Here is a 22,417-nt window from a genome sequence, read left to right as displayed (position 1 = left end):
CTGTGGGGAGGGGCTATCTACCATGCGGATCATTGCGCCGTCCGGCCTCCCGCTAGCGCCGGCCTTGCGGCGGAGGCGGCAGCGCTCCGATCTGATGAAGCAGCGCAAACCGGTCGGGCACGCCCCAGTGCTCGACGAGCCTGCCGTCGGCAAATCGACAGATGTCGATGACATCGATGGCAACAGGCTTTCCCGAGTGCGGGTCGACGCCCGTTGCCTTGCTTCGCGCCCACACCGTATCGCGCGTTTCCACGATCGCCTCGATCGTGAGCTTCAAGTCCCTGATGCTGCGCCGCGCATCTGCGATCTGCGCTTTCAGGATCTGCGGGCCCGGAATATCGGTCTTCGACAGATACTCGTGCTCGATCAGCGTTTCGGCGCAGATTTCGTCTGCGACCGTCAGATCACCCTGAGAAAATCCGCGTTCGACGATGGCTTTGAAGCGCTCCAGATTGGTCGACATGTTCATGGCTCCGGCTCCCGGGCCGGCGATCGCGATTCCGATCACGACGCCGCCGCCGAACTCGCGCCGCGTCATTCTCACCGCCATGCTCGCCTCCCTGCGAAGCCGGACCATGCGGGAAGCGCTCGCGACAGCGCTTGTAGATTTTGGTCATCAAGCGGGGAAAAAAATGTTGTCCCACTCGCCGATCAGGCTGCTGGGCGGCAAGCCGGCGAAGGCGTGGCAGTCGCGGATGAAATGGGCCTGGTCGAAATAGCCGAGTTCGTGGGCGATGTCGGTCCAGGACCGGTTCGGGGCGTCACGACGGGCGACCAATGCCCGGTCGAACCGGATCGTGCGCGCAAACAGCTTTGGCGTCATTCCAACCTGCGCCGCAAAGCGACGCTGGAACTGGCTGGTGCTGAAGCCGGACTTTGCAACGAGGTCCTCGATCCGCGTGCGCCCCCGGACGGCGATCATCCGGCGCGCCGCGGCGGCGATCGCGCAGTCGGGACCGCGCGTCTCGAGCATGGCCTCGACCCAGCGTTCGACCGCAGCGACACGCAGATCGAAGTCTGGCGCCCTGCGCACGGCATCACCCAGCAACGTGGCGGATCGGCCGAGAACGTCGGAGGCCGCCGGGTCCTGGTTGACCAAGGTGGTCATGTCGATCCCGACCAACCGGTTGAGGCCGGTCGGTTGAAAGAGGATGTTGAAGACATGCACCGAGCCCGACAGGCAAACATGCGCGCGGCGATAGGTTTGTGGTCCGACCAGTCCGACGTCCGCCGTCGGACTGGCCCTGCCGCCGTCGATGCACACGCGATATGGTTCAGCCAAATGGATATCGAGGATCTGATGCGGCCGCGCGGCGACCGGCCAGGCCAGCACGGCGCTCCCAAGGTCCATGCGCCTTTCCTCGAACGAGCGCAGAACGCCGCGAAGTTCTGGGTGGGGGAGCGCTCGCTTGATATCCATTCGAGGACCTCGGCTGCGGAAGCCTAGATCGGGCCGGCGGTTGCAACAATATCCGTCTGCTTGGCGCTGAGTGCAATCTGCTGCGTATGCTCCGAACGCAGCGCTAGCGCCGCAGCGCCGGCACCACCAGGAACGGGATCAAGCCGAGCACCACGTTCACCAGCGCGAAGGCGATCAGCGGATTGTAGCTGTGAGTCCAGTCATGGATCAGGCCACCGCTCCATGACCCGAGCCCCGATCCGAGACCGCTGCCGATCATGATGGTGCCGTAGATCGTGCCGACGCGCTCGCCGCGGAAGATCTTCAGCGCGGTCGCGGTGATCAGCGGGCCGCGCGAGCCGATCATGCTGCCGAAGCAGATGATGAAGCCGGTCAAGAGCCCGTAGTTCGGATACCACTGCAGCAGCCAGAGCAGGATGATGCCGAGGATCGAGACGCCGTAGCTGAACAGCACCGAGGGCCGGCGGCCGATGATGCCATCGAGGGTCGACACGCCGAGCATGCCGACGAACAGCGCGACCCCGGAGAAGCCCCAGGCGGTGGCGGCCTGCAGCGGCGGGAAGCCGACATCGATCAGGTAGGCGACGATCTGGGCCGTCAGCGCATACATCGCGATCGCCGTGAAGAAGAAGGTCGAGAACAGCGCCCAGAAGGCGTGGTGGCGCATCGCGCTCAGCAACGTCCAGCCTTCATCGATCAAGCCGGTCTCAGCCTTCTTCAGGATGTGCGGCGATCCGCCCGCGAGCAACCGCCACGGCAGGAACACGAGCGGAACAAGCAGGCAGAGCGCACTGACGCCGAACACCTGGTAGGCCTCGCGCCAGCCGATCCGGTCGATCAAGACTTGCGACAGCGGCAGCAGCAAAAGCAGGCCGGCGCCGGTCGCCGAATACATCACGGCCATCGCCGTCGGCAGCTTTGGGCCGAACCAGCGGCCGAGCAGGATCGAGTTCGAGACGTTGCCGATCAGCGCGGTGCCGAAGCCGACGCAGAGGCCGACGCTGAGCTGGAATTGCCACAGCGCTTGCGCGCGCGATGCGACGAGAAACGCGCAACCGAGCAGCGACAGACCGAGCGCATAGACCACGCGCGGACCCGAGCGATCGAACAGCCGCCCGACCAGCGGCGCGGTCAGGCCGCTGGCGAGCCAGGTCAGCGAATAGACCGACACGACGGAGGCGCGATCCCAGCCGAAAGTTTCCGAGATCGGCTTCAGGAACACCGTGAAGCTGTCGCTGAGGCCGCGCCCGAGCACCGACAGCACGAAGCAGAGCGCAAGCACGTTCAGCGCGACGCGGGACTGCTTCGCAGGCGCGGAAAGTGTGTCGTTCGGAGTCGTGGTCTGGTCCATTTGGGAAGCAGGGAGCGCGCTTTCCGCACTCCCCACAACCGACAAATCCGAATGCGCCTATGCAGGCTTCAGCAGGACGTGGCGCTTCTTGCCGAGCGACAGCTTGACGACGCCTTCCGGCGTCAGATTGGCCGGCGTCAGGACCATCTTCTCGTCGGTGACGGCGACATCGTTGACGCGAAGGCCGCCGCCCTTGATCTGCCGCCGCGCTTCGCCATTGGACGCGACCAGCTCGGCCTTGACGAAGGCGGCGAGCACGCCGACGCCGGCTTCAAATTCGCCGCGCGGAATTTCCACCGTCGGCAAGGTTTCGGCCAGCGCGCCTTCCTCGAAGGTACGGCGCGCGGTCTCGGCGGCTTCATTGGCGGCATCGCGGCCGTGGAGCAGGGCGGTCGCTTCGGTCGCCAGCACCTTCTTGGCTTCGTTGATCTCGCTGCCACCGAGCGCCGCGAGCTTGTTGATCTCGCTCATCGGCAGGATGGTGAACAGCTTGAGGAACTTGACGACGTCGGCGTCCTCGGTATTGCGCCAGTACTGCCAGAAATCGTACGGCGAGAACTGGTCGGCATTGAGCCAGACCGCGCCCTTGGCGGTCTTGCCCATCTTGTCGCCGGAAGCGGTGGTGAGCAGCGGCGTGGTCAGCGCGAACAGTTGCGGCGTGCCCATGCGGCGGCCGAGATCGACGCCGTTGACGATGTTGCCCCACTGGTCGGAGCCGCCCATCTGCAGCCGGCAGCCGGTGCGGCGCGACAGCTCGACGAAGTCGTAGGCCTGGCAGACCATGTAGTTGAACTCGATGAAGCTCATCTCCTGCTCGCGTTCGAGCCGGAGCCGCACCGAGTCCATCGTCAGCATGCGATTGACCGAGAAGTGCCGGCCGATGTCGCGCAGCATCTCGATCCAGTTCAATTTGGTCAGCCACTCGGCGTTGTCGAGCATGATGGCGTCGGAGGGCCCATTGCCATAGCGCAGCACCTTGGCGAACACGCCGCGGATGCTCGCCTTGTTGGATTCAATCTCCGCGACGGTGCGCATCGCGCGCGTCTCGTCCTTGCCGGAGGGGTCGCCGACCATCGTGGTGCCGCCGCCCATCAATGTTATCGGCTTGTTGCCGCTCTGTTGCAGCCAGTACAGCATCATCATGGTGAGGAAGTTGCCGATGTGCAGCGATGGCGCGGTGCAGTCATAGCCGACATAGGCGGTTGCCTCGCCCTTCGCGGCAAGCGCGTCGAGGCCCTCGAAATCGGAGCACTGGTGGACGAAGCCGCGTTCCTGTAGAGTGTTCAGGAAATCCGATTTAAATGCAGTCATTTGTCGGCGAGCCAGATCATTCTTGTTTTACGGTTTTTGCATCTATTTGCGGAACCTTGATGCTCCGGCTGCCGCAGGCAGACGCGCAGTGGCATTATAGGATGTACTTGTTTGAGACAAGCCGGGGGTTCCCGGCTGGGGCGCTTCCACGATGATGTTAACGGCACTCGGTCTGATGAGCGGCACCTCGCTCGACGGGGTCGACGTGGCACTGATCGAGACCGACGGCCGCCAGATCAAGACCTTCGGACCTACGGGCTATCGCCCCTATACCGAAAGCGAGCGCAGCCTGCTGCGCCAGGCGCTGACCGAGGCCGTTCATCTGTCGCACCGCGATGCACGGCCGGGTATCTTGCGGCAGGCCGAGCAGGCCGTCACGACCGCCCATGCCGAGGCGGTGGCCAGCTTCACGGCGCAGACCCGGATCTCCGCCCAGGACATCGACATCGTCGGGTTCCATGGCCAGACCGTGCTGCATCGCCCGGAGCGGAAGTTGACGGTGCAGATCGGCGACGCCCTGGCGCTCGCCAGGGCGATCCACATTCCGGTGATGCATGATTTCCGTGCCGCCGACGTCGAAGCCGGCGGGCAGGGTGCGCCGCTCGTGCCCGTCTATCACCGCGCGCTGGCGCAGTCGCTGAACCGCGAGGGGCCGATCGTCGTGGTCAATATCGGCGGCGTCTCCAACATCACCTATATCGACGGAACCGACACGCTGATCGCCTGCGACACCGGGCCCGGCAACGCGCTGCTCGACGACTTCATGTTCCGTCAGATGCATCAGCCGTTCGACACTGCCGGCAAGTTCGCCGCGCTGGGCAGGCCTGACGAGGCCTGGATTGCCGACGCGCTGAAGCTGCCGTTCTTCTCGGCTCCGCCGCCGAAATCGCTCGACCGCAACGACTTCGCCGGCCTCAAGCTCGGCGCCGTGGCGCCGGCCGATGGCGCGGCCACGCTGACCGCGTTCACCGCCGCGGCGATCGCCCGCATCGTGCCGCTGCTGCCGAAGCGGCCGAAGAACTGGATCATCTGCGGCGGCGGCGCCTCCAACCTCACGATGCTGCGGATGCTGCGCGAGCGCCTGGCGCCGGCAACCGTCGAGCCGGCCCAGGCGCTCGGCTGGGCGGCGGACGCGATCGAGGCGCAGGCGTTCGGCTTCCTCGCCGCGCGCGGCATGAAGGGGCTGCCGCTGAGCTACCCGGCCACCACGGGGGTGCCGATCCCGATGACCGGGGGCATCATCGCGCGACCGTGATTTAGATGCAAATGCATCTACCTTGACAATTCTATGCCGCTGCATTTAGTTGGATGCAGATGCATTGAACGCGAGGTTCGTCCATGGCCGCCCTGAAGCTGATCAGCCACAAGCTCTGTCCCTATGTGCAGCGCGCGGTGATCGCGCTGCGCGAGAAGGGCGTGCCGTTCGAGCGGATCGACATCGATCTCGCCGACAAGCCGGACTGGTTCCTCAAGATCTCGCCGCTCGGCAAGGTGCCAGTGCTGGTCGTGACCGGCGACGACGGCAGGGAAGTCGCGCTGTTCGAGAGCAACGTGATCTGCGAATACATCGAGGAGACACAAGCCGGCGCCAAGCTGCATCCGGAGCATGCGCTGACGCGCGCCGAGCATCGCGCCTGGATGGAATTCGGCTCCGCCATTCTCGGCGACCTCTGGGGGCTCGAGACTGCGACCGATGCCGCGACCTTCGAGAGCAAGCGGCAGGCGGTGGCCGCAAAGTTCGCGCGCGTCGAGACGGCGCTCGGCGCGGGTCCGTTCTTTGCCGGAGAGAAGTTCAGTCTGGTGGATGCGGTGTTCGCGCCGGTCTTCCGCTATTTCGATCTGTTCGACCAGCTGACCGATCTCGCCGTGTTCACCCACACGCCAAAGCTTCGCGCCTGGCGCAGCGCGCTGGCACAGCGGCCGAGCGTGCGCAGCGCGGTCTCTCCTGATTATCCCGCGCTGCTGCACGCGTTCCTGGTCGGCCATCGCGCGCACATGCTGAAACTTGCCGCGTAAGCCATGTCGCATTCCATCGCCTGGATCGCGCTGGTGGTCGCCGGTCTGCTCGACGTCGGCTGGGCGATCTCGATGAAATATGCCGAAGGCTATACGCGCCTGGGCTGGACGCTGGTCTCGCTGGCGCTGCTCGCCGCGTTCGTGTTCCTGCTCGGGCGCGCGTTGCAGGTACTCGGTGTCGGTGTCGCCTACACGGTATGGACCGGCATCGGCGCGGTCGGCACGCTCGCGATGGGCGTGCTGCTGTTCAACGAGGCGCTGAACCCGATGAAGGTGGCCGGGATCGCGCTGGTCTTGGTCGGCATTGCCGCGCTGAAGTTTGCGCCGGAATAAGTGGCGTCGTAGCCCGGATGAAGCGAAGCGCAATCCGGGATCAGTCGTGCCACAAGTGGGTCCCGGATTTCGCTGCGCTCCATCCGGGCTACAAGATCGCCTCAGCGCACGTTGGCGAGGCGCATGTCGAGATAGCCGGTCACCGTCTCCATCAGCGGCTCGAGCTTGCCGTCGAAGAAATGGTTGGCGCCGGGGATGACCTGCTGGTCGATCACGATGCCCTTCTGCGTCTTCAGCTTCTCGACCAGCGTGTTGACGTCCTTGGGCGGCACCACGGCGTCCTTGTCGCCATGCACGATCAGGCCCGACGACGGGCAGGGCGCGAGGAACGAGAAATCGTAGAGATTGGCCGGCGGTGCGATCGAGATGAAGCCCTCGACTTCGGGCCGGCGCATCAAGAGCTGCATGCCGATCCATGCGCCGAACGAGAAGCCCGCGACCCAGCAGGCGCGCGCCTCGGGATTGATCGCCTGCGCCCAGTCGAGCGCGCTCGCCGCGTCGGACAATTCGCCGGTGCCGTGATCGAACGAGCCCTGGCTGCGGCCGACGCCACGGAAGTTGAAGCGCAGCACCGAGAAGCCGCGATGCGCGAACGCGTAGTAGCACTGGTAGACGATCTGGTGGTTCATCGTGCCGTGGAACTGCGGATGCGGATGCAGGATCATCGCAATCGGCGCGTTCTTCTGCTTGGCCGGGTGGTAGCGGCCTTCGAGACGGCCAGCAGGGCCGGTGAAAATGACTTCAGGCATTGTGTTCCCTTGATTGACGCGTTCCCTTGATTGACGTCGATCAATCAACCGGTTGGAGCCATCTTCGGCGACGGGCGCGAGCAGAGCGGCTCGTGTTGAAATCGGGCGCAGGCGCCGTCGGGCGGCACGCTGGAGGGCCTTCTAGCATGACGCAAGGGGCAAAAATCAAGGAAATTGTGCCGCTTGGCAGAGGTTAACCCGCTCGGCGCCGCGCGCCGCCGGCGATCCGGGTCAGTACGTCGAATTGTTCGTTGGCTGCCTGAAGCTTTGGTTTGTCATGTTGCCATCGCGCTTTGCACGCAGACGAATGTCTTGCCTGGCAACACGGCGGGACGTCCGGTGAAAAATCTCCCGCATTGGTGACTCTGATCTGGTCTCGGTGCCCGGCTGTCGTTATCTCGCGGTGGAGGACGCAACCACGGTGGTTGCTGCGGACAAGCTCGATGGCCGATCGCGTCTATCTCGACTGGAACGCCACCACGCCGCTTCGCCAGGAAGCGAAGGCGGCGATGGCTACGGCGTGGGAGTTGAGCGGCAACCCGTCCTCGGTGCACAGCGAGGGACGCCGCGCGCGCCGGCTGGTCGAGGATGCCCGCGGTGCGGTGGCGAAGGCGGTCGGCGGCCGGCCCCAGGACGTCGTGTTTCTCTCCGGCGGGACGGAAGCCAATGCGCTCGCATTGACGCCGGGATTGCGCCGAGGCGCCGGCGCGCCGGTCGGGCGGCTGTTGGTGTCCGCGATTGAGCATGCGTCGGTCCTCGCGGGCGGACGGTTTGCGCGCGCGGCGACCTTCGCGATCAATGTCACGCGCGCCGGCGTGATCGATCTCGATCATCTGCGTGCGCTGCTGGCGGATGGCGCGACCGCGCTGGTCTCGGTGATGCTGGCGAACAACGAGACCGGCGCCATCCAGCCGGTGGCCGACGTCGCCGGGATCGTTCACGCGGCCGGCGGCCTGCTGCATGTCGATGCGATCCAGGCGTTCGGCAAGATCCCGTTCGATCTCGCTTCGACGCAGGCCGATCTGGTGACGCTGTCGGCGCACAAGATCGGTGGACCGAAGGGCGTAGGCGCATTGGTGCTTGCTGAAGGCGTTGAAGGACTGGAAGCGTTGTTGCGTGGCGGCGGGCAGGAGCTCGGGCGGCGGGCAGGGACCGAGAACGTCGCCGGGATTGCCGGCTTTGGCGCGGCTGCGAAGGCCGCGATGGCGGCGCTGAAGGCCGACGCCGCGCGGGTCAGGGAGCTGCGCGACCGGCTCGAACATGGACTGCGGCAGACGCCGGACGTCGTGGTCTTTTCCGATGATGTGAAACGGTTGCCGAATACCGTTCTCTTCACTGCGCCGGGGATGAAGGCCGAAACGGCCGTGATCGGGTTCGACCTCGGGGGAATCGCGGTCTCCTCCGGTTCCGCCTGTTCGTCGGGCAAGGTTCAACCGTCCCATGTCTTGGAGGCAATGGGATACCGTTCAGAGATGTCCCAGGGAGCGGTGCGGCTTAGTCTTGGCTGGTCTACCACGGAGACAGACGTGGATTTGACCCTCAAGGCTTGGCGAAAGCTCGCCGATACCTTAGTTAAGGGGGAACGACGAAACACAGCTTGAACTGTTCTAAGCCAGTGATTTCGTGTTCAAAGCATCGTAAGCGATTTTTCTGAACTTGAGATCCACCGCGGTCCTTGAAACCGCGAGCGGAGGATTGAATGCCTGCTGTACAAGAGACGGTCGAGCGCGTCCGGCGCATCGACGTCGACCAGTATCGATATGGGTTTGAGACGCAGATCGAGTCCGACAAGGCCCCGAAGGGGCTGTCGGAAGACACCGTCCGCTTCATCTCGGCAAAGAAGAACGAACCGCCGTGGATGCTGGAATGGCGCCTTGAGGCGTATCGCCGCTGGCTGACCATGACCGAGCCGACCTGGGCGCGCGTCGACTATCCGAAGATCGACTACCAGGACATTTATTATTACGCGGCGCCGAAGCCGAAGAAGACGCTATCCTCGATCGACGAGATCGATCCGGAAATCCTCAAGACCTACGAGAAGCTCGGCATTCCCCTGCGCGAGGTCGCGATCCTCGAAGGCGTCGAGCCGCCGCCCGGCGGACCGCCGTCGGCCAACCGCAAGATCGCGGTCGATGCCGTGTTCGATTCGGTTTCGGTCGCCACCACCTTCCAGAAGGAGCTGAAGGCCGCCGGCGTGATCTTCATGCCGATCTCGGAGGCGATCCGCGAGCATCCGGAGCTGGTGCAAAAATATCTCGGCACCGTGGTGCCGACCTCGGACAATTACTTCGCGACGCTGAACTCGGCAGTGTTCTCCGACGGCTCGTTCGTCTACGTGCCGCCGGGCGTGCGCTGCCCGATGGAGCTCTCGACCTATTTCCGCATCAACGAGCGCAACACCGGCCAGTTCGAGCGCACGCTGATCATCGCCGACAAGGGCTCCTACGTCTCCTATCTCGAAGGCTGCACCGCGCCGCAGCGCGACGAGAACCAGCTGCATGCCGCGGTGGTCGAGCTCGTCACGCTCGATGACGCCGAGATCAAGTATTCGACGGTACAGAACTGGTACCCCGGCAATTCCGAGGGCAAGGGCGGCATCTACAATTTCGTCACCAAGCGTGGCGACTGCCGTGGCAAAAATTCCAAGATCTCCTGGACCCAGGTCGAGACCGGTTCGGCGATCACCTGGAAATATCCGAGCTGCATCCTGCGCGGCGACAATTCGAGCGGCGAGTTCTACTCGATCGCGATCTCGAACGGCTTCCAGCAGGTCGATAGTGGCACCAAGATGATCCACCTCGGCAAAAACACGTCGAGCCGGATCATCTCCAAGGGCATCGCCGCCGGCAAGTCGCAGAACACCTATCGCGGCCTCGTCAGCGCCCATCGCAAGGCCACCGGCGCGCGCAACTACACCGCCTGCGACTCGCTCCTGATCGGCGACAAATGCGGCGCGCACACCGTGCCCTATGTCGAGGCCAAGAATTCCTCGGCGACGTTCGAGCATGAAGCGACGACGTCGAAGATTTCCGAGGACGTGCTGTTCTACTGCATCCAGCGCGGGCTCTCGCAGGAAGAAGCCGTCGGCCTCGTCGTCAACGGCTTCGTGAAGGACGTGTTGCAGCAACTGCCGATGGAGTTCGCGGTGGAAGCGCAGAAGCTGATCTCGATCAGCCTTGAAGGTTCGGTTGGCTAATCCATCCCGCTTGAGGGCGCGGCCGACGCGCCCCGGGGTGATGCTCAGGAAAAATCAGATGTCTCTGCTTGAAGTGAAAGATCTGCAGGTTCGTGTCGAGGAACGCGAAATCCTCCACGGGCTGTCGCTTAACGTGAACCCGGGCGAGGTCCACGCGATCATGGGGCCGAACGGCTCCGGCAAGTCGACGCTCTCCCACGTGATCGCCGGCAAGCCCGGCTATGAAGTCACCGGCGGCCAGATCCTGTTCAGGGGCGAGGACCTCCTGGAGATGGATCCCAACGAGCGCGCCGCCAAGGGCGTGTTCCTGGCGTTCCAGTATCCGGTGGAAATCCCCGGCGTCACCACCTGGAACTTCCTGCATGCCGCGCTCAACGCCCAGCGCAAGGCGCGCGGCGAGGACGAGATCTCGTCGCCGGCCTTCCTCAAGAAGGTCCGCGAGGTCGCCAAGTCGCTGAACATCCCGCAGGACATGCTGAAGCGCGGCGTCAATGTCGGCTTCTCCGGCGGTGAGAAGAAGCGCAACGAGATCCTGCAGATGGCGCTGTTCGAGCCGGCTGTCTGCATCCTCGATGAAATGGATTCCGGCCTCGACATCGACGCGCTGCGGATCGCGGCCGACGGCGTCAACGCGCTGCGCTCGCCGGAGCGCGCGATGGTCGTCATCACCCACTATCAGCGGCTGCTCAACTACATCGTGCCCGACGTCGTGCACGTGATGTCGAAGGGCCGGGTGGTGAAGAGCGGCGGCAAGGAACTGGCGCTGGAGCTGGAAGAGTCCGGCTACGCGCAGTTCGAAGACGCTGCCTGACAAATACGGGTTCTCAGATGAACGTTGTCGCAAAGACCGAGACCGGGCGCGCGCTGGGCGATGCATTCGCTGCGGCGCGCGACCGTCTGCCGGGCAAGGGCAAGATCGCCGAGCAACGCCGCGAGGCGTTCGAGGCCTATGAACGGTTGGGCCTGCCGCATCGCCGGATCGAGGATTGGAAATACACCGACCTGCGCGCGCTGATGCGAGAAGTGCTGCCGCTGGCCCCTGCGCCGGATGCCGCAGCGCTGGGGCGGGCTGCCGACGCGGTCAAGCTGCGGGCGATCGACGGCGTGCGCCGCCTGGTGCTGGTCGACGGCGCGTTTGCGCCTGAACTTTCCGATCTCGGCACTCCCGAAGAGGGCCTCAGCATCCGCCCGCTGCGTGAGGTGCTCGACGCCGGCGATGGCGCGCTCTCCGCGCAGGCCTTTGCCTCCGACATCTCCAATCCGATGATCGCGTTGAACGGCGCGATGGCGACCGATGGCGTCGTCATCGAAATTGCCAATGGCGCGGTGCTGGCCCAGCCGCTGCACATCGTCCACGTCGCGTCCGGCACGGCGCCGGCCTCGACGTTCACGCGCTCGCTGCTCCGCCTCGGTCGCGATACCGGCGTGACGCTGGTGGAGAGCTATCTCGCCGGCGAGGGCGCCAAGGCTTACCAGACCCATGACGGGCTGGTCGTGGCGATCGGCGACAATGCGCGGCTCGATCACGTCAGGCTGGTCGAGGACGCCGTCGACGCGTTCAACATTTCCTCGGCGACGGTGTCGCTCGGCGCGCATGCGCATTTCAACACGTTTAGTTTGACCTCGGGCGGTCATGTCAGCCGCTACCAGCTGACGATCACCTGTGCCGGCGAGGGCTCCAAGGTCGAGACCAACGGCGTCAATCTGATCAACGGCAAGCAGCACGCCGACACCACGCTGTTCATGGATCACGCGGTGCCGCACTGCGCGAGCCGCGAAATCTTCCGTGCCGTCGTCGACGACCGCGCCCATTCGGTGTTCCAGGGCCGCATCATCGTTCGTCCGGACGCCCAAAAGACCGACGCCAAGATGATGACCCGCGCGCTGCTGCTGTCCGACGACGCAGAAGCCGACAACAAGCCGGAGCTGGAAATCTTCGCCGACGACGTCACCTGCGGTCACGGTGCGACCACCGGTGCGCTCGACCAGAGCCTGCTGTTCTACATGCGGGCCCGCGGACTGCCGGAGAAGGAAGCGCAAGCGCTTCTGATCCAGGCCTTTGTCGGTGAGGCGATCGAGACCATTGCCAGCGACGCGTTGCGCGAGGTCGCAATTGCCGCCGCACAGCGTTGGCTTCAGGCGAGGGCGTGAGCATGCACAAGGCGGTCGCCAACGGTTCTTACGACGTCGCCCTGGTGCGGCAGGATTTTCCGGCGCTCGCCATGCAGATCTACGGCAAGCCGCTGGTCTATCTCGACAACGCGGCCTCGGCGCAGAAGCCGAATGCGGTGCTCGACCGCATGACCGAGGCCTACAAAAGCGAATACGCCAACGTGCATCGCGGCCTGCATTACCTCGCCAATGCGGCGACGGAGGCCTATGAGGGTGCCCGCGGCAAGGTCGCGCAGTTCATCAACGCCCGCCGCAGCGAAGAGATCGTCTTCACCCGCAACGTCACCGAGGCGATCAACCTCGTGGCGTCGTCCTGGGGCGGGGTGAACATCGGAGAGGGCGACGAGATCGTCCTCTCGATCATGGAGCACCACTCCAACATCGTGCCGTGGCACTTCCTCCGGGAGCGCCAGGGTGCCGTGATCAAGTGGGCGCCGGTCGACGACGAGGGCAACTTCCTGATCGAGGAGTTCGAGAAGCTCCTGACGGCGCGCACCAAGATCGTCGCGATCACCCAGATGTCGAACGCGCTCGGCACCCTGGTTCCGGTCAAGGACGTGATCCGGCTGGCTCACGCCCGCGGCATTCCGGTGCTGGTCGACGGCGCGCAGGGGGCGGTGCACCTGCCGATCGACGTCCAGGACCTCGACTGCGATTTCTACGCTTTCACCGGCCACAAGGTGTACGGGCCGACCGGCATCGGCGCGCTCTATGCCAAGCACGAGCATCTGGTGGCGATGCGGCCGTTCAACGGCGGCGGCGAGATGATCCGTGAAGTGGCCAGGGACTGGGTCACCTATGGCGATCCGCCGCACAAGTTCGAGGCCGGGACGCCGCCGATCGTCGAGGCGATCGGGCTGGGGGCCGCGATCGACTACGTCAATTCGATCGGCAAGGAGCGCATCGCTGCGCATGAGCGTGAGCTGCTCACCTACGCGCAGGATCGTTTGCGCGAGATCAACTCGCTGCGCGTGATCGGTACCGCCCGCAACAAGGGTCCGGTGATCTCGTTCGAGATGAAGGGGGCGCACCCCCACGACGTCGCGACCGTGATCGACCGCCAGGGCATCGCGGTGCGCGCCGGCACCCATTGCGTGATGCCGCTTTTAGAGCGGTTTAACGTCACGGCCACCTGCCGTGCATCCTTCGGGATGTATAATACAAGGGAAGAAGTCGACCATCTGGCGCAGGCGCTGATCAAGGCGCGGGAATTGTTCGCATGACCGATACAGCCGAAGTCAAGACGGCCACCATGGAAACCACCTCGGCACTGCCGGCCGAGGAGACCGAGCGCATGAGCGGCGAGATCGTCGCGGCGCTGAAGACGGTGTTCGACCCGGAAATCCCGGCCGACATCTACGAGCTCGGCCTGATCTACAAGGTCGACCTCAAGGACGATCGCTCGGTCGACATCCTGATGACGCTGACCACGCCGAACTGCCCGGCCGCCGGCGAATTGCCTACGATGGTCGAGAACGCGGTTGCCAGCGTCCCCGGTGTCGGTGTCGTCAACGTCAATCTGGTGTGGGATCCGGCCTGGACGCCGGACCGGATGTCGGACGAGGCTCGCCTCGTCCTCAATATGTGGTGATGCGTATCGGGCTTAACCTTGGAATATCGGCAATTGATTTGCCGCCGGGACTGACCACATGAGTGACATGACGCAAGCTTCACCAACCCCAGCCAAGCCGAAGCGGCCGCGCCCGCAGGTCATGAAACTGACTGATGCCGCGGCGGAGCGGATCACCGAGCTGACCAGGCGCGCCGATTCCGAGATCGTCGGCCTGCGCGTCGGCATCAAAAACGGCGGCTGCGCCGGCCAGTCCTACACGGTCGAATACGCCCATGAGATCCGCCCGACCGACGAAGTGGTCGAGGACAAGGGCGTCAAGATCCTGGTCGATCCGAAGGCCGTGCTCTTCCTGCTCGGCACCGAGATGGACTACGTGGCCGACAGGATGCAGGCCCAATTCGTGTTCAACAACCCGAACCAGGTCTCCGCCTGCGGTTGCGGCGAATCGGTACAGCTCAAGCCGGCCACGGTCTGATCGCTGCGCCTGGCGAGCGCGCGATCGCGCTCGCGCGTTACCCGCCGCCCACCATCGTTGCATGTCGACGCGGTCGTCGACCATACTGCGCTGCCAACGGGCTGCGGCAGGCGCGTTCGGCCGCGCTGGAACGAAGGTGGGCACATGGACCGCGAATTCCTGATCGACCTGTTCGCCGATTTTGGCCCGGTCACGCTGCGCCGGATGTTCTCCGGCTACGGCATCTCCGTTGACGGCACCAACTTCGCGCTTGCGCTGCGCGCCGGGCTCTACTTCCGTGCCGACGAGGAGACTATCGCGCAGTTCGAGGCCGAAGGCTGCGGGCCGTTCCAGTACCAGACCCGCGCCAAGACGGTGAAGGTGAATTCATACTGGCAACTGCCGGCGCGGCTGTTCGACGATTCCGAGGAGCTTGCGGTCTGGGCGCGCCTGGCGCTCGGCGCCGCCCAGCGCGCCGCGCTGCGCAAGCGGCCGAGGAAGGCGAGGGCGCCGGCGAAGAAGGCTATGGCCAAGAAGGCAGCGGCCAAGAAGGCAGCGGTGAGGAAGGCGGCGGCGAAGAAGCCGTCGGCCAGGAAGGAGCGATCGGCACGGAAGCGATCCTCCTGACGTGAGGGATCACGCCACCCGGGTCTGGGTCTCGGCGCTGTATTCCGGGTCGGCTTCGCAGATCACGCGGTTGCGGCCGGAGCGCTTGGCGGCATAGAGGCAGGCGTCGGCGCGCTCGATCAGGGAATCCGTGTCGTCCGCCGGCTTCAGCATGGAGACGCCGACCGAGATCGTAACGCGGCCGAGGATCTCGCCGGTCGACTTCTTCTTCAGCTCCTTCGCCATCACGGCGCGGCGGATGTGGTCGGCGACCGTCAGCGCCTGGCGCAGCGCGGTGTTCGGCAGCACGACGGCGAACTCCTCGCCGCCGTAGCGGGCGGTGATGTCCTGGCCCTTGATGTTCTGCTTCAGCGACTGTGCCACCAGCCGCAGCACCTGATCGCCGGTGAGATGGCCGTAGGAATCGTTGAACGACTTGAAATGATCGATGTCGAACATCAGCAGCGACAGCGGCTCGCCGCTGGCCAAAGCGGCCTGCACCGCCATGTCGATCGAGCGGTCGAAATATTTGCGGTTGCCGAGGCCGGTGAGCGGATCGGTCAGGCTCTCGGCGCGGATCGCCTCGAGGCTGTGTTGCAGGTCGCTGATCTCCGACTTCGACAGCGCAAGCCGGTTCTCCAACGCCTGATTTGTCTCGCGCATCTCGCGCGTCGATTTGGCGAGCGCCTCGACGATGATCTTGATCTGGTCGCGCGTGGTCGCGGTCGAGAGCCGATCGCTGGCGCCGACGAGGTTCGCGTCGTAGGTCGCGGACACGTCGAGCGCATCGGTGATTAGCCGCATGACGGCATCGATCTCGCCGATGACGCGCGCGCCGACCTTGTCGATGCGGTCCGAAGTCTTGATGTGCGAGAGATAGGTTTCGTAGATCTGCTCGAGGTCGGATTCAGAGAGCTTGCCGCTGCGCGTCAGCGTCTCGTTGATGACCTTGTTGAGCGGTGCGTTGTACCCGGTCGCATAGACGTACCAGATCTCATAGTTGCGAGGGACGGCGGTCTGGCGAAGCGAGCGGATCTGGCCAAGCGCGACTTCGGCAAAAGCCAACGTACGTTCGTGTTCGTCCAGCAGCTTGACCACTGTTACGTCCTCAATGCACGCAATGCCGGTCGTGCCCGGCAGCAATGACTAAATTATTGGTGCGAGGGTACGGGACGAGGATGAAGGCAAGGTAAACAGTGGAACTACGGGGATTTCGTCGCGACGAATGTCGTACGAGCGCGATCCCATCGCGGATCGCGCGCGGCTCTCGCAAGCTTTTCGCTCGCTCCCCCTTTGCGCTGCGAAAACTGCGCGCATTTGCGTCAAACGCGAGGAATCAGCCTGGGCGCTGGTCGCCGGCGGCGACACGGATTCCGAAGGATACCGCCGCTGGCGCGGCGGTATCGGAGCCGGCCTCAGGCGCGCGCGCGCACAGGTCGCAGCAGGAAGGCGGGCAGGTGCGAATGATCGCCGGGCTCGCGGTCCACCTCGCGCTGCGGCCGCCGAGGCTCGGCACGCCCGATCGACGGCACGTGCGACGGGGTGGCCTGGGGCGAGGAGTTGCGGCCGTGGCGCGGTTCGCGCTCCGGCCTGGCTGCACGCTCCTGGCGGGGCTCCTGGTCCTGACGCGGCTCGCGTTCACCGTGACGCGGCTCGCGTTCACCGTGACGCGCTTCGCGCTCGCGTCGCGGCTTGCGACCGCCACGGGCACCATCGCGCGAGCCTTCGCGGCTGCGCGAGCGGCGCGGTGCGCCGTCCTCGTCGGAAGCCTCGCTGTGAACGGTGTAGTCGCCCTCGGCGCGCGGGATCGGCTGGCCGATCAGCTTCTCGATCGCGGTCATCGACTTGCTGTCGAGCGAGGTGACGATGGAGATCGCGGTGCCGGTGCGCCCGGCGCGGCCGGTACGGCCGATGCGGTGGACGTAGTCGTCGGGGTGGTGCGGCACGTCGAAATTGAAGACGTGGCTCACCGCGGGAATGTCGAGACCGCGCGCGGCGACGTCGGAGGCGACCAGCAGCGGAATCTCGCCCTTGCGGAATTGATCCAGCGCCGCGGTGCGGGCGGACTGATCCATGTCGCCGTGCAGGGCGCCGACACTGAAGCCGTGCTTCTGCAGTGATTTGTGAAGGACGGCGACTTCGCGCTTGCGATTGCAGAAGATAATCGCGTTGTTGAGATCCTTGGCGTCGCGCAGCAGGCGGCGGAGGATCTCGCGCTTGTCATGCGCCTCGCGGCCGGCCGGGACCTGCAATTGCGTCACGGTGACGGCGGTGGTCGCGGGCTTGGAGACTTCGATCCGGGCCGGATTGTGCAGGAAGGCCTCGGTGATGCGGCTGATTTCCGGCGGCATCGTCGCGGTGAAGAACAGGGTCTGCCGCGTGAACGGGACGAGCTTGCAGATGCGTTCGATGTCGGGGATGAAACCCATGTCGAGCATGCGGTCGGCTTCGTCGATCACCAGCAGCTCGACGCCGGTGAGCAGCAATCCGCCGCGCTCGGTGTGGTCGAGCAAGCGGCCGGGGGTTGCGATCAGGACGTCGACGCCGCGCATCAGCTTGGAGTCCTGGTCGCCGAACGAGACGCCGCCGATCAGGAGGGCGACGTTCAGTTTCTGACCGGCGCCGTATTTGTCGAACTGCTCCTTCACCTGCGCGGCGAGTTCGCGGGTCGGCTCGAGGATCAGGGTGCGCGGCATGCGTGCCCGCGCGCGGCCCTTCTCGAGCAAGGTGAGCATCGGGAGAACGAAGGCAGCGGTTTTGCCGGTGCCGGTCTGCGCAATGCCGAGGACGTCGCGCCGGGCGAGGACGTGCGGGATTGCCTGTTCCTGGATGGGGGTGGGGTTGGTGTAACCGGTGGCCGCAACTGCGGCGAGGACCTTATCGGACAGGCCTAGATTGGAAAAAGACATTGAGCCTCTGGTCGAAACCGCCGTTCGGCATCGCAGGTAAAAGGCTGTCGCGTTCGGCCCCGAAACGGCTCGCTTTTCGATAAAGCTCGGGGGCTCTGACTAACGCTGACGGACGGCAAACCTGACGAATCGCGTTTCGATCCGAGGGCCGCGTTGCCCGCAACATAGGGGGGAAAGCGGCAAAGTCAATCTGGGAACCGGCCGGATAGCCGAAAAAGCTTAACGTTTTCGCCAAAATAACCGTCGTTTCCGTCATTTGGCGGTCAAATGAATCGCTGTCCCGGAACCTGGAGACGAGACCTCGGCGAGGGGCGTTCGCGCGGCTTTGCCGCCAAAAATCCGCCGCGCCGGTCCCGCGCGGGCGGCTGCCTACCATGCATAACGGACCACGCCCTTGCCGGCGTAGGACCGGGTCACGTTGGAGAATTCGCCCTCGAAGCTTGCGAGCGCCGACCAGCCGCTGGCCCATTTCAGTTCGGCCGAGGCGGTGGTGAGAGCGGACTCGGAGGCCTGTCCCGCGCCGCTCACGACGAAGCTGGCGCCGGGCAGGGTCTGGAACGTTGCGGCGATGCTGCGGTCCGGGTTGAAATCATGCGCCCAGGCAACACGGCCGCGCAGCGTCAGCGCCGCATCTGACAGCGCGAAGGATTTGTCGGCGCGCAGGCCGAGTTCGCCGCGCGCGTCGGTGACGCTCTTGGCGTTGTAGGCGAGCGCAAAGGTGCTCGCGCCGACGACGGTCTGCTCGGCGTAGCCCGGCAGCTGGAACGTCGTGAACTGGCCGGCGGCGTAGGGCGTCAGGCCGATGCCGCCGATCCATGGCGCAGCCAAGCGATAGCCGCCTTCGGCGCGGCCCGACCATGCGTTGGCCTTGAACTCGGCGCGCAGGCGATCGACGCTGCCGACGGTCACCGTGCGGTCGGTGGTGACGTCCTGCCAGCCATAGGCCAGCGCACCGGCGAGATAAGCCGCGCCAATATTGTGCCTGATGAAGCCGCCGGCCTGGAACAGGTCGGAGCGGCCGCCGCCGCTGTTGGCGACGCCGAAATTGGTGCCGCCGCCGGCGAGCGCGAAGCCGGCTATCGTGTTCGGCGAGAACCGGTAATCGGCGCCGACAGCGGTGCCGAACAGCTGGCTTGTGGTGTTGTTCGAACCGAGCGCGGTATTGCCGCTAGTCGTCTGCGAGCCGCCGTAGGCTGCCGCCCACATGCTCCAGCGTGGATCATGGCTATCGGCGATCGGCGCCTTGCGATAGATCGCGGCATAGGCATCGCTGGTCGAGCGCTTGGCGGCATAAGCCAGCGAATTGTCATCAGCGTAGGCCGGGGCGCCGGCCGGGATCGCCGTCGCGGCGCGGCCGTCGATGAATGGATCGAGCAGCGTACCCATGAACTGGTTCATCGCGTTGAACGTGGTCTGCTGCGATCCGGCGGCGCTCTCGCCGGAGAGCTGGGTCAGGCCGCTCAGGAGATTGTCGCCCGACACCTTGAAGATCGCGCTGAAGGCGTTGGAGAGGTTGGCGCCGCCGAGTAGGCTGTTGTCGATCGCACCGGCGACGCTTCTGTGGTTGATGCTGGCGTTGGCCGGCAGGATCGGGGAGAGCAGGCCGGGATCGACCGACAGCAGCACGTCGTTGCCGACATAGCTCAGCACCGGATTGCGTGCGAGGTCGTTGGCAAGCAACAGGCTGGCCGAGCCGAACGTGCCGCTCAGCGTTCCCGCATTGACGATCGTGTAGGTGGTCTTCTTCGTGATCCGCTCGAGCGGCTCGACGACGACATTGCCGGCAAGGTTGGCGGTGCCGGTGACGATCGCCTTGTCGCTGATCGTGTTGGTGACCTGCACCAGATAGGTCGCCGCGGCCGTTATGGTCAGGCTTGCCATCGTGATCGTCCCCGGCGAGTTGCCGGGCGACAGTGTGCCGCTGATCACCGTGTTGCCGATGGTGCCGTTGCCGCCGAGCGTGCCGTTTGGGCCGACGGTGACGCTGGCGTTCGGCATCGCGCCGTTGAGGATGAAGGTGCTGTCGACATTGACGGACCCGGCAAAGTTGGAGCTGCCGGTGAAGCTCCAGTTCGAGCCGGCAAGAACCCCGAAATTGACGAAGCCGGTGCCGAGCTTCGACAGGTCGAAGCTCGAAGCGGTCGTGCCGCCGAATTGCACGATGCTGGTCCCGCTGCCGACGATGTTGCCGTTGAACACGGCGCCGGACTGGACTTGCAGCAAATCGTTGGTGCCGCCGAACTGCACGGCGGTGCCGCCGGTGCCGGTGATGGTGCCGTTGGCGATCAGCGTGGTCGTGCCGCCCGACGTCTTGATGCCGGTGGTGCCGGTGACGAAGGTGCCTGTCGTGATGAAGATGTTGCCGGGGGTCGAGCGCGACGCGGAGATGCCGATGCCACTGCTCTGCACACCGGCCAGCGCATCGATCTTGATGTCGCCGAGACCGTCGCGTTGGGCGAGGATGCCGTAGCTGCCGGCGGCCGTGCCGTTCGCAATGACGTTGCCTTCCGCGCGCAGCGCCAGTGTTGCGGCATTGTCGGCGCCGTGGGTGATGATGCCGCTGATGCCGATCGCCGCCGCGCTCGTCGAGGTCGCGCTCACAGTCCCCTTGGTGTCGAGATCGATGCCGCCGAGTCCCGCGGTGAGGGTCGAGAACCTGGAAATGCCGCGGCTCAGCGCGATACCGGTCGCGGCACCGTCGGAGGCAGCGGTCACGTCGCCATTGGCGCGAACGGTGAGCGTGCCGGTGCCGATGAGGGTCGGCGGAAGGCTGAGGGTTGAGGCCGTGATTCCGGTCGCCGTGCTGCCGGTGCCGATGGCGGTGGCCGTCACGGCGCCATCGACCGTCAACCGGGTCGTGGTCAGATTGTTCTGTGCGACGCTGATGCCGATGACGTTTGAGGCGGTATCGCTGATCGAGGTTGCCGTCACTGCGCCGTGCAGATTGAAGTCGATCGGGACCACACCGGAGGCGCCCAGGGACGCTCCGGTGACATTTGCGACCTTGCCGGACGGCGTCATGCCGGTAACCGTGATCGATCCGTTGACGTTCAGCGCCGCCGAGCCGTCGCTGGATGTGCTTCCCAATCCGGCGGAAAGACCGGCGACGCTGCCACCGGCCGAAGCGGAGGTCGAAGTTCTAGTGTCAAAGACTCCGGAGATGTCGCCATTGAAGGTCGCCGTGTTGGTGCCGCTGGCACCAGAGAAACTGACGGTCGCCAGGGCGCCGTAGTAGGCCGTGTCCGGGCGGTTTCCCTTGGCAATATTGCCGTCCACGACGAGGCTGTTGTTGGCGCCGCCCGCGTCGTAAACGGACAGCGTGCCGCCCGTGATGTCGCGCGTTCGGACCGTCATGGTGCCGGTGCCGTAGTTCTGCAAGCTCACGGAGCCACTGACATCCTGATTGAGCTTCGCCGTGAACGCGCTGCTATTGGCCGAATTGTTGCTCTCGAGGGTGATGTTGCCCGCGACGCTCGCGTTGGTGGTGAGGTCGACGGTGCCGACGCCGCCGTTCTGCAGATCGATGTTGCCGGTGACCGCGCCGTTCGTCGTCACGGACAGGTTGCGCGCAGTGTGGGTGATCTGTCCCGTCCGGACGAACATTGCGCTGCCTAACGTCGGAGTGGTGCTGGTGATCGTGCCTGTCGCGATCGTGACGTCGGATTGTGGGCCATCGGTCCGAAGGTAGATTCCCAGACCCGCCACGATCTGGCTTCCGGTCGTGTTGATATTGACGCTGTTGCCCGCTCCTAAGCCCGTGACCTCGATGCCGGTGCCGCCCCTGATCGTGCCGGCGGTCTGCGTAATGGAGACCGGACCGAGGCCCATCTGGGCACTGATCGCATACCCATTGGAGGTGACGTCGGCTGACCCTCTGTAGGTGATCGCGCCTTGGGCGCTGAGCCCGATGCCGTCGTAAATGGACGATGACGTGATGCCGGCGGGATCGTTGTGATTGAACGTCAGGTTGCCGCCGCTGTTCGCGGTGGCGCCACGGGAGTTGATCCCTGCGCCGGCATTGACGTTCACGGTGAGATCGCCGCCGAAATTGACGCTGAGCCCGCCGTCCGACGGATGGGCGGCGTCACAGAGCACGTCGGCGGTGCCGACGCCAGAGCAGGGGGCCGTCGCCTCGGCCGTGGAGGCCATCGCAATCAGTGACGCCGAGCCGAGCAGCGCGCCGCGCCACATCCTCAGCCTGCCGCCGATGCCGATCATGACCATGCCCCCAATATTGTAACCGTATGTTTCTGGCGCAACCGTCGCGCGGCGTCTTCTCAGTGCGCGCATACCGTCGATCCAAAATGCGGCTGCTGCGAAAATGCGT

The 22,417-nt window shown here is 65.0% G+C and carries 19 protein-coding genes; 11 read left to right on the top strand and 8 right to left on the bottom strand.

The window, feature by feature from the left end:
* Nucleotides 1-52: 52 nt before the first annotated feature.
* The 4 genes from AKN83_RS01900 to tyrS all read right to left on the bottom strand — a co-directional run bounded on the left by AKN83_RS01900 (nucleotide 53) and on the right by tyrS (nucleotide 4,082).
* A complete protein-coding gene (locus AKN83_RS01900; protein WP_172803466.1) occupies nucleotides 53-463 on the bottom strand; it encodes an ester cyclase in 411 nt (136 codons plus the stop codon).
* 153 nt (nucleotides 464-616) lie between these two features.
* Nucleotides 617-1,333, bottom strand: coding sequence for a helix-turn-helix domain-containing protein (locus AKN83_RS01895; RefSeq protein ID WP_206600773.1), 717 nt, complete (start codon nucleotides 1,331-1,333; stop codon nucleotides 617-619).
* A gap of 190 nt (nucleotides 1,334-1,523) precedes the next feature.
* On the bottom strand, nucleotides 1,524-2,771 hold the full coding sequence (locus AKN83_RS01890) for an MFS transporter (RefSeq protein ID WP_050400613.1): 1,248 nt from the start codon (nucleotides 2,769-2,771) through the stop codon (nucleotides 1,524-1,526).
* A gap of 57 nt (nucleotides 2,772-2,828) precedes the next feature.
* Nucleotides 2,829-4,082, bottom strand: coding sequence for a tyrosine--tRNA ligase (tyrS, locus tag AKN83_RS01885; RefSeq protein WP_050400612.1), 1,254 nt, complete (start codon nucleotides 4,080-4,082; stop codon nucleotides 2,829-2,831).
* Nucleotides 4,083-4,233: 151 nt separating this feature from the next.
* Between tyrS and AKN83_RS01880 the strand changes: the two genes are divergently transcribed.
* From AKN83_RS01880 to AKN83_RS01870, 3 genes are all read left to right on the top strand, one after another.
* Entirely contained in the window at nucleotides 4,234-5,337 is a 1,104-nt protein-coding gene (locus AKN83_RS01880; protein WP_050400611.1) for an anhydro-N-acetylmuramic acid kinase, read from the top strand.
* Nucleotides 5,338-5,420: 83 nt separating this feature from the next.
* Nucleotides 5,421-6,098: a glutathione S-transferase family protein gene (locus AKN83_RS01875; protein ID WP_050400610.1), complete on the top strand. Its 678-nt coding sequence runs from the start codon at nucleotides 5,421-5,423 to the stop codon at nucleotides 6,096-6,098.
* A 3-nt stretch (nucleotides 6,099-6,101) separates the two neighbouring features.
* Complete coding sequence (locus tag AKN83_RS01870; protein WP_050400609.1) at nucleotides 6,102-6,431, top strand: DMT family transporter; 330 nt, start codon at nucleotides 6,102-6,104, stop codon at nucleotides 6,429-6,431.
* Between the two features lie 101 nt (nucleotides 6,432-6,532).
* On the opposite strand, the gene AKN83_RS01865 is transcribed toward AKN83_RS01870, so the two are convergent.
* Nucleotides 6,533-7,180 carry an alpha/beta hydrolase gene (locus AKN83_RS01865; protein ID WP_016843213.1) on the bottom strand — a complete coding sequence of 216 codons (648 nt, stop codon included), beginning with the start codon at nucleotides 7,178-7,180 and terminating at the stop codon, nucleotides 6,533-6,535.
* Nucleotides 7,181-7,623: 443 nt separating this feature from the next.
* Between AKN83_RS01865 and AKN83_RS01860 the strand changes: the two genes are divergently transcribed.
* The 8 genes from AKN83_RS01860 to AKN83_RS01825 all read left to right on the top strand — a co-directional run bounded on the left by AKN83_RS01860 (nucleotide 7,624) and on the right by AKN83_RS01825 (nucleotide 15,202).
* Nucleotides 7,624-8,781 (top strand): cysteine desulfurase family protein, encoded by a 1,158-nt coding sequence (locus tag AKN83_RS01860; protein ID WP_050400608.1) that lies wholly within the window; start codon nucleotides 7,624-7,626, stop codon nucleotides 8,779-8,781.
* A 98-nt stretch (nucleotides 8,782-8,879) separates the two neighbouring features.
* Entirely contained in the window at nucleotides 8,880-10,376 is a 1,497-nt protein-coding gene (sufB, locus tag AKN83_RS01855; RefSeq protein ID WP_063695144.1) for a Fe-S cluster assembly protein SufB, read from the top strand.
* A 58-nt stretch (nucleotides 10,377-10,434) separates the two neighbouring features.
* Complete coding sequence (sufC, locus tag AKN83_RS01850) at nucleotides 10,435-11,187, top strand: Fe-S cluster assembly ATPase SufC (RefSeq protein ID WP_063695228.1); 753 nt, start codon at nucleotides 10,435-10,437, stop codon at nucleotides 11,185-11,187.
* Between the two features lie 17 nt (nucleotides 11,188-11,204).
* Entirely contained in the window at nucleotides 11,205-12,527 is a 1,323-nt protein-coding gene (gene sufD / locus AKN83_RS01845) for a Fe-S cluster assembly protein SufD (protein ID WP_050400606.1), read from the top strand.
* Nucleotides 12,524-13,771: a cysteine desulfurase gene (locus AKN83_RS01840; protein WP_157113165.1), complete on the top strand. Its 1,248-nt coding sequence runs from the start codon at nucleotides 12,524-12,526 to the stop codon at nucleotides 13,769-13,771. Before sufD ends, AKN83_RS01840 begins: the two co-directional genes overlap by 4 nt.
* Nucleotides 13,768-14,139 carry an SUF system Fe-S cluster assembly protein gene (locus AKN83_RS01835; protein WP_021081118.1) on the top strand — a complete coding sequence of 124 codons (372 nt, stop codon included), beginning with the start codon at nucleotides 13,768-13,770 and terminating at the stop codon, nucleotides 14,137-14,139. Before AKN83_RS01840 ends, AKN83_RS01835 begins: the two co-directional genes overlap by 4 nt.
* Before the next feature lie 67 nt (nucleotides 14,140-14,206).
* Entirely contained in the window at nucleotides 14,207-14,596 is a 390-nt protein-coding gene (locus tag AKN83_RS01830; RefSeq protein WP_050400605.1) for a HesB/IscA family protein, read from the top strand.
* A gap of 144 nt (nucleotides 14,597-14,740) precedes the next feature.
* Complete coding sequence (locus AKN83_RS01825) at nucleotides 14,741-15,202, top strand: TfoX/Sxy family protein (RefSeq protein WP_050400638.1); 462 nt, start codon at nucleotides 14,741-14,743, stop codon at nucleotides 15,200-15,202.
* 9 nt (nucleotides 15,203-15,211) lie between these two features.
* Here AKN83_RS01825 and AKN83_RS01820 read toward each other — a convergent pair whose 3' ends face one another.
* The 3 genes from AKN83_RS01820 to AKN83_RS01810 all read right to left on the bottom strand — a co-directional run bounded on the left by AKN83_RS01820 (nucleotide 15,212) and on the right by AKN83_RS01810 (nucleotide 22,308).
* Complete coding sequence (locus tag AKN83_RS01820; RefSeq protein WP_050400604.1) at nucleotides 15,212-16,279, bottom strand: GGDEF domain-containing protein; 1,068 nt, start codon at nucleotides 16,277-16,279, stop codon at nucleotides 15,212-15,214.
* Between the two features lie 317 nt (nucleotides 16,280-16,596).
* Nucleotides 16,597-18,090, bottom strand: coding sequence for a DEAD/DEAH box helicase (locus AKN83_RS01815; RefSeq protein WP_050400603.1), 1,494 nt, complete (start codon nucleotides 18,088-18,090; stop codon nucleotides 16,597-16,599).
* A 369-nt stretch (nucleotides 18,091-18,459) separates the two neighbouring features.
* Complete coding sequence (locus tag AKN83_RS01810; protein ID WP_172803465.1) at nucleotides 18,460-22,308, bottom strand: autotransporter domain-containing protein; 3,849 nt, start codon at nucleotides 22,306-22,308, stop codon at nucleotides 18,460-18,462.
* Nucleotides 22,309-22,417: the final 109 nt, after the last annotated feature.

This window comes from Bradyrhizobium embrapense, from assembly GCF_001189235.2.
GTDB lineage: Bacteria > Pseudomonadota > Alphaproteobacteria > Rhizobiales > Xanthobacteraceae > Bradyrhizobium > Bradyrhizobium embrapense.
This window is presented reverse-complemented; position numbering and strand designations above follow the sequence as displayed.

What these genes read in the sequence shown, in the direction of transcription:
- AKN83_RS01875 (WP_050400610.1), top strand. Translation starts at nt 5,421, where the DNA reads ATGGCCGCCCTGAAGCTGATCAGCCACAAGCTCTGTCCCTATGTGCAG.
- AKN83_RS01835 (WP_021081118.1), top strand. Translation starts at nt 13,768, where the DNA reads ATGACCGATACAGCCGAAGTCAAGACGGCCACCATGGAAACCACCTCG.
- AKN83_RS01890 (WP_050400613.1), bottom strand. Translation starts at nt 2,771, where the DNA reads ATGGACCAGACCACGACTCCGAACGACACACTTTCCGCGCCTGCGAAG.
- sufC (WP_063695228.1), top strand. Translation starts at nt 10,435, where the DNA reads ATGTCTCTGCTTGAAGTGAAAGATCTGCAGGTTCGTGTCGAGGAACGC.
- AKN83_RS01830 (WP_050400605.1), top strand. Translation starts at nt 14,207, where the DNA reads ATGACGCAAGCTTCACCAACCCCAGCCAAGCCGAAGCGGCCGCGCCCG.
- AKN83_RS01815 (WP_050400603.1), bottom strand. Translation starts at nt 18,090, where the DNA reads ATGTCTTTTTCCAATCTAGGCCTGTCCGATAAGGTCCTCGCCGCAGTT.
- AKN83_RS01810 (WP_172803465.1), bottom strand. Translation starts at nt 22,308, where the DNA reads ATGATCGGCATCGGCGGCAGGCTGAGGATGTGGCGCGGCGCGCTGCTC.
- sufD (WP_050400606.1), top strand. Translation starts at nt 11,205, where the DNA reads ATGAACGTTGTCGCAAAGACCGAGACCGGGCGCGCGCTGGGCGATGCA.
- AKN83_RS01865 (WP_016843213.1), bottom strand. Translation starts at nt 7,180, where the DNA reads ATGCCTGAAGTCATTTTCACCGGCCCTGCTGGCCGTCTCGAAGGCCGC.
- AKN83_RS01880 (WP_050400611.1), top strand. Translation starts at nt 4,234, where the DNA reads ATGATGTTAACGGCACTCGGTCTGATGAGCGGCACCTCGCTCGACGGG.
- tyrS (WP_050400612.1), bottom strand. Translation starts at nt 4,082, where the DNA reads ATGACTGCATTTAAATCGGATTTCCTGAACACTCTACAGGAACGCGGC.
- AKN83_RS01825 (WP_050400638.1), top strand. Translation starts at nt 14,741, where the DNA reads ATGGACCGCGAATTCCTGATCGACCTGTTCGCCGATTTTGGCCCGGTC.
- sufB (WP_063695144.1), top strand. Translation starts at nt 8,880, where the DNA reads ATGCCTGCTGTACAAGAGACGGTCGAGCGCGTCCGGCGCATCGACGTC.
- AKN83_RS01870 (WP_050400609.1), top strand. Translation starts at nt 6,102, where the DNA reads ATGTCGCATTCCATCGCCTGGATCGCGCTGGTGGTCGCCGGTCTGCTC.
- AKN83_RS01900 (WP_172803466.1), bottom strand. Translation starts at nt 463, where the DNA reads ATGTCGACCAATCTGGAGCGCTTCAAAGCCATCGTCGAACGCGGATTT.
- AKN83_RS01860 (WP_050400608.1), top strand. Translation starts at nt 7,624, where the DNA reads ATGGCCGATCGCGTCTATCTCGACTGGAACGCCACCACGCCGCTTCGC.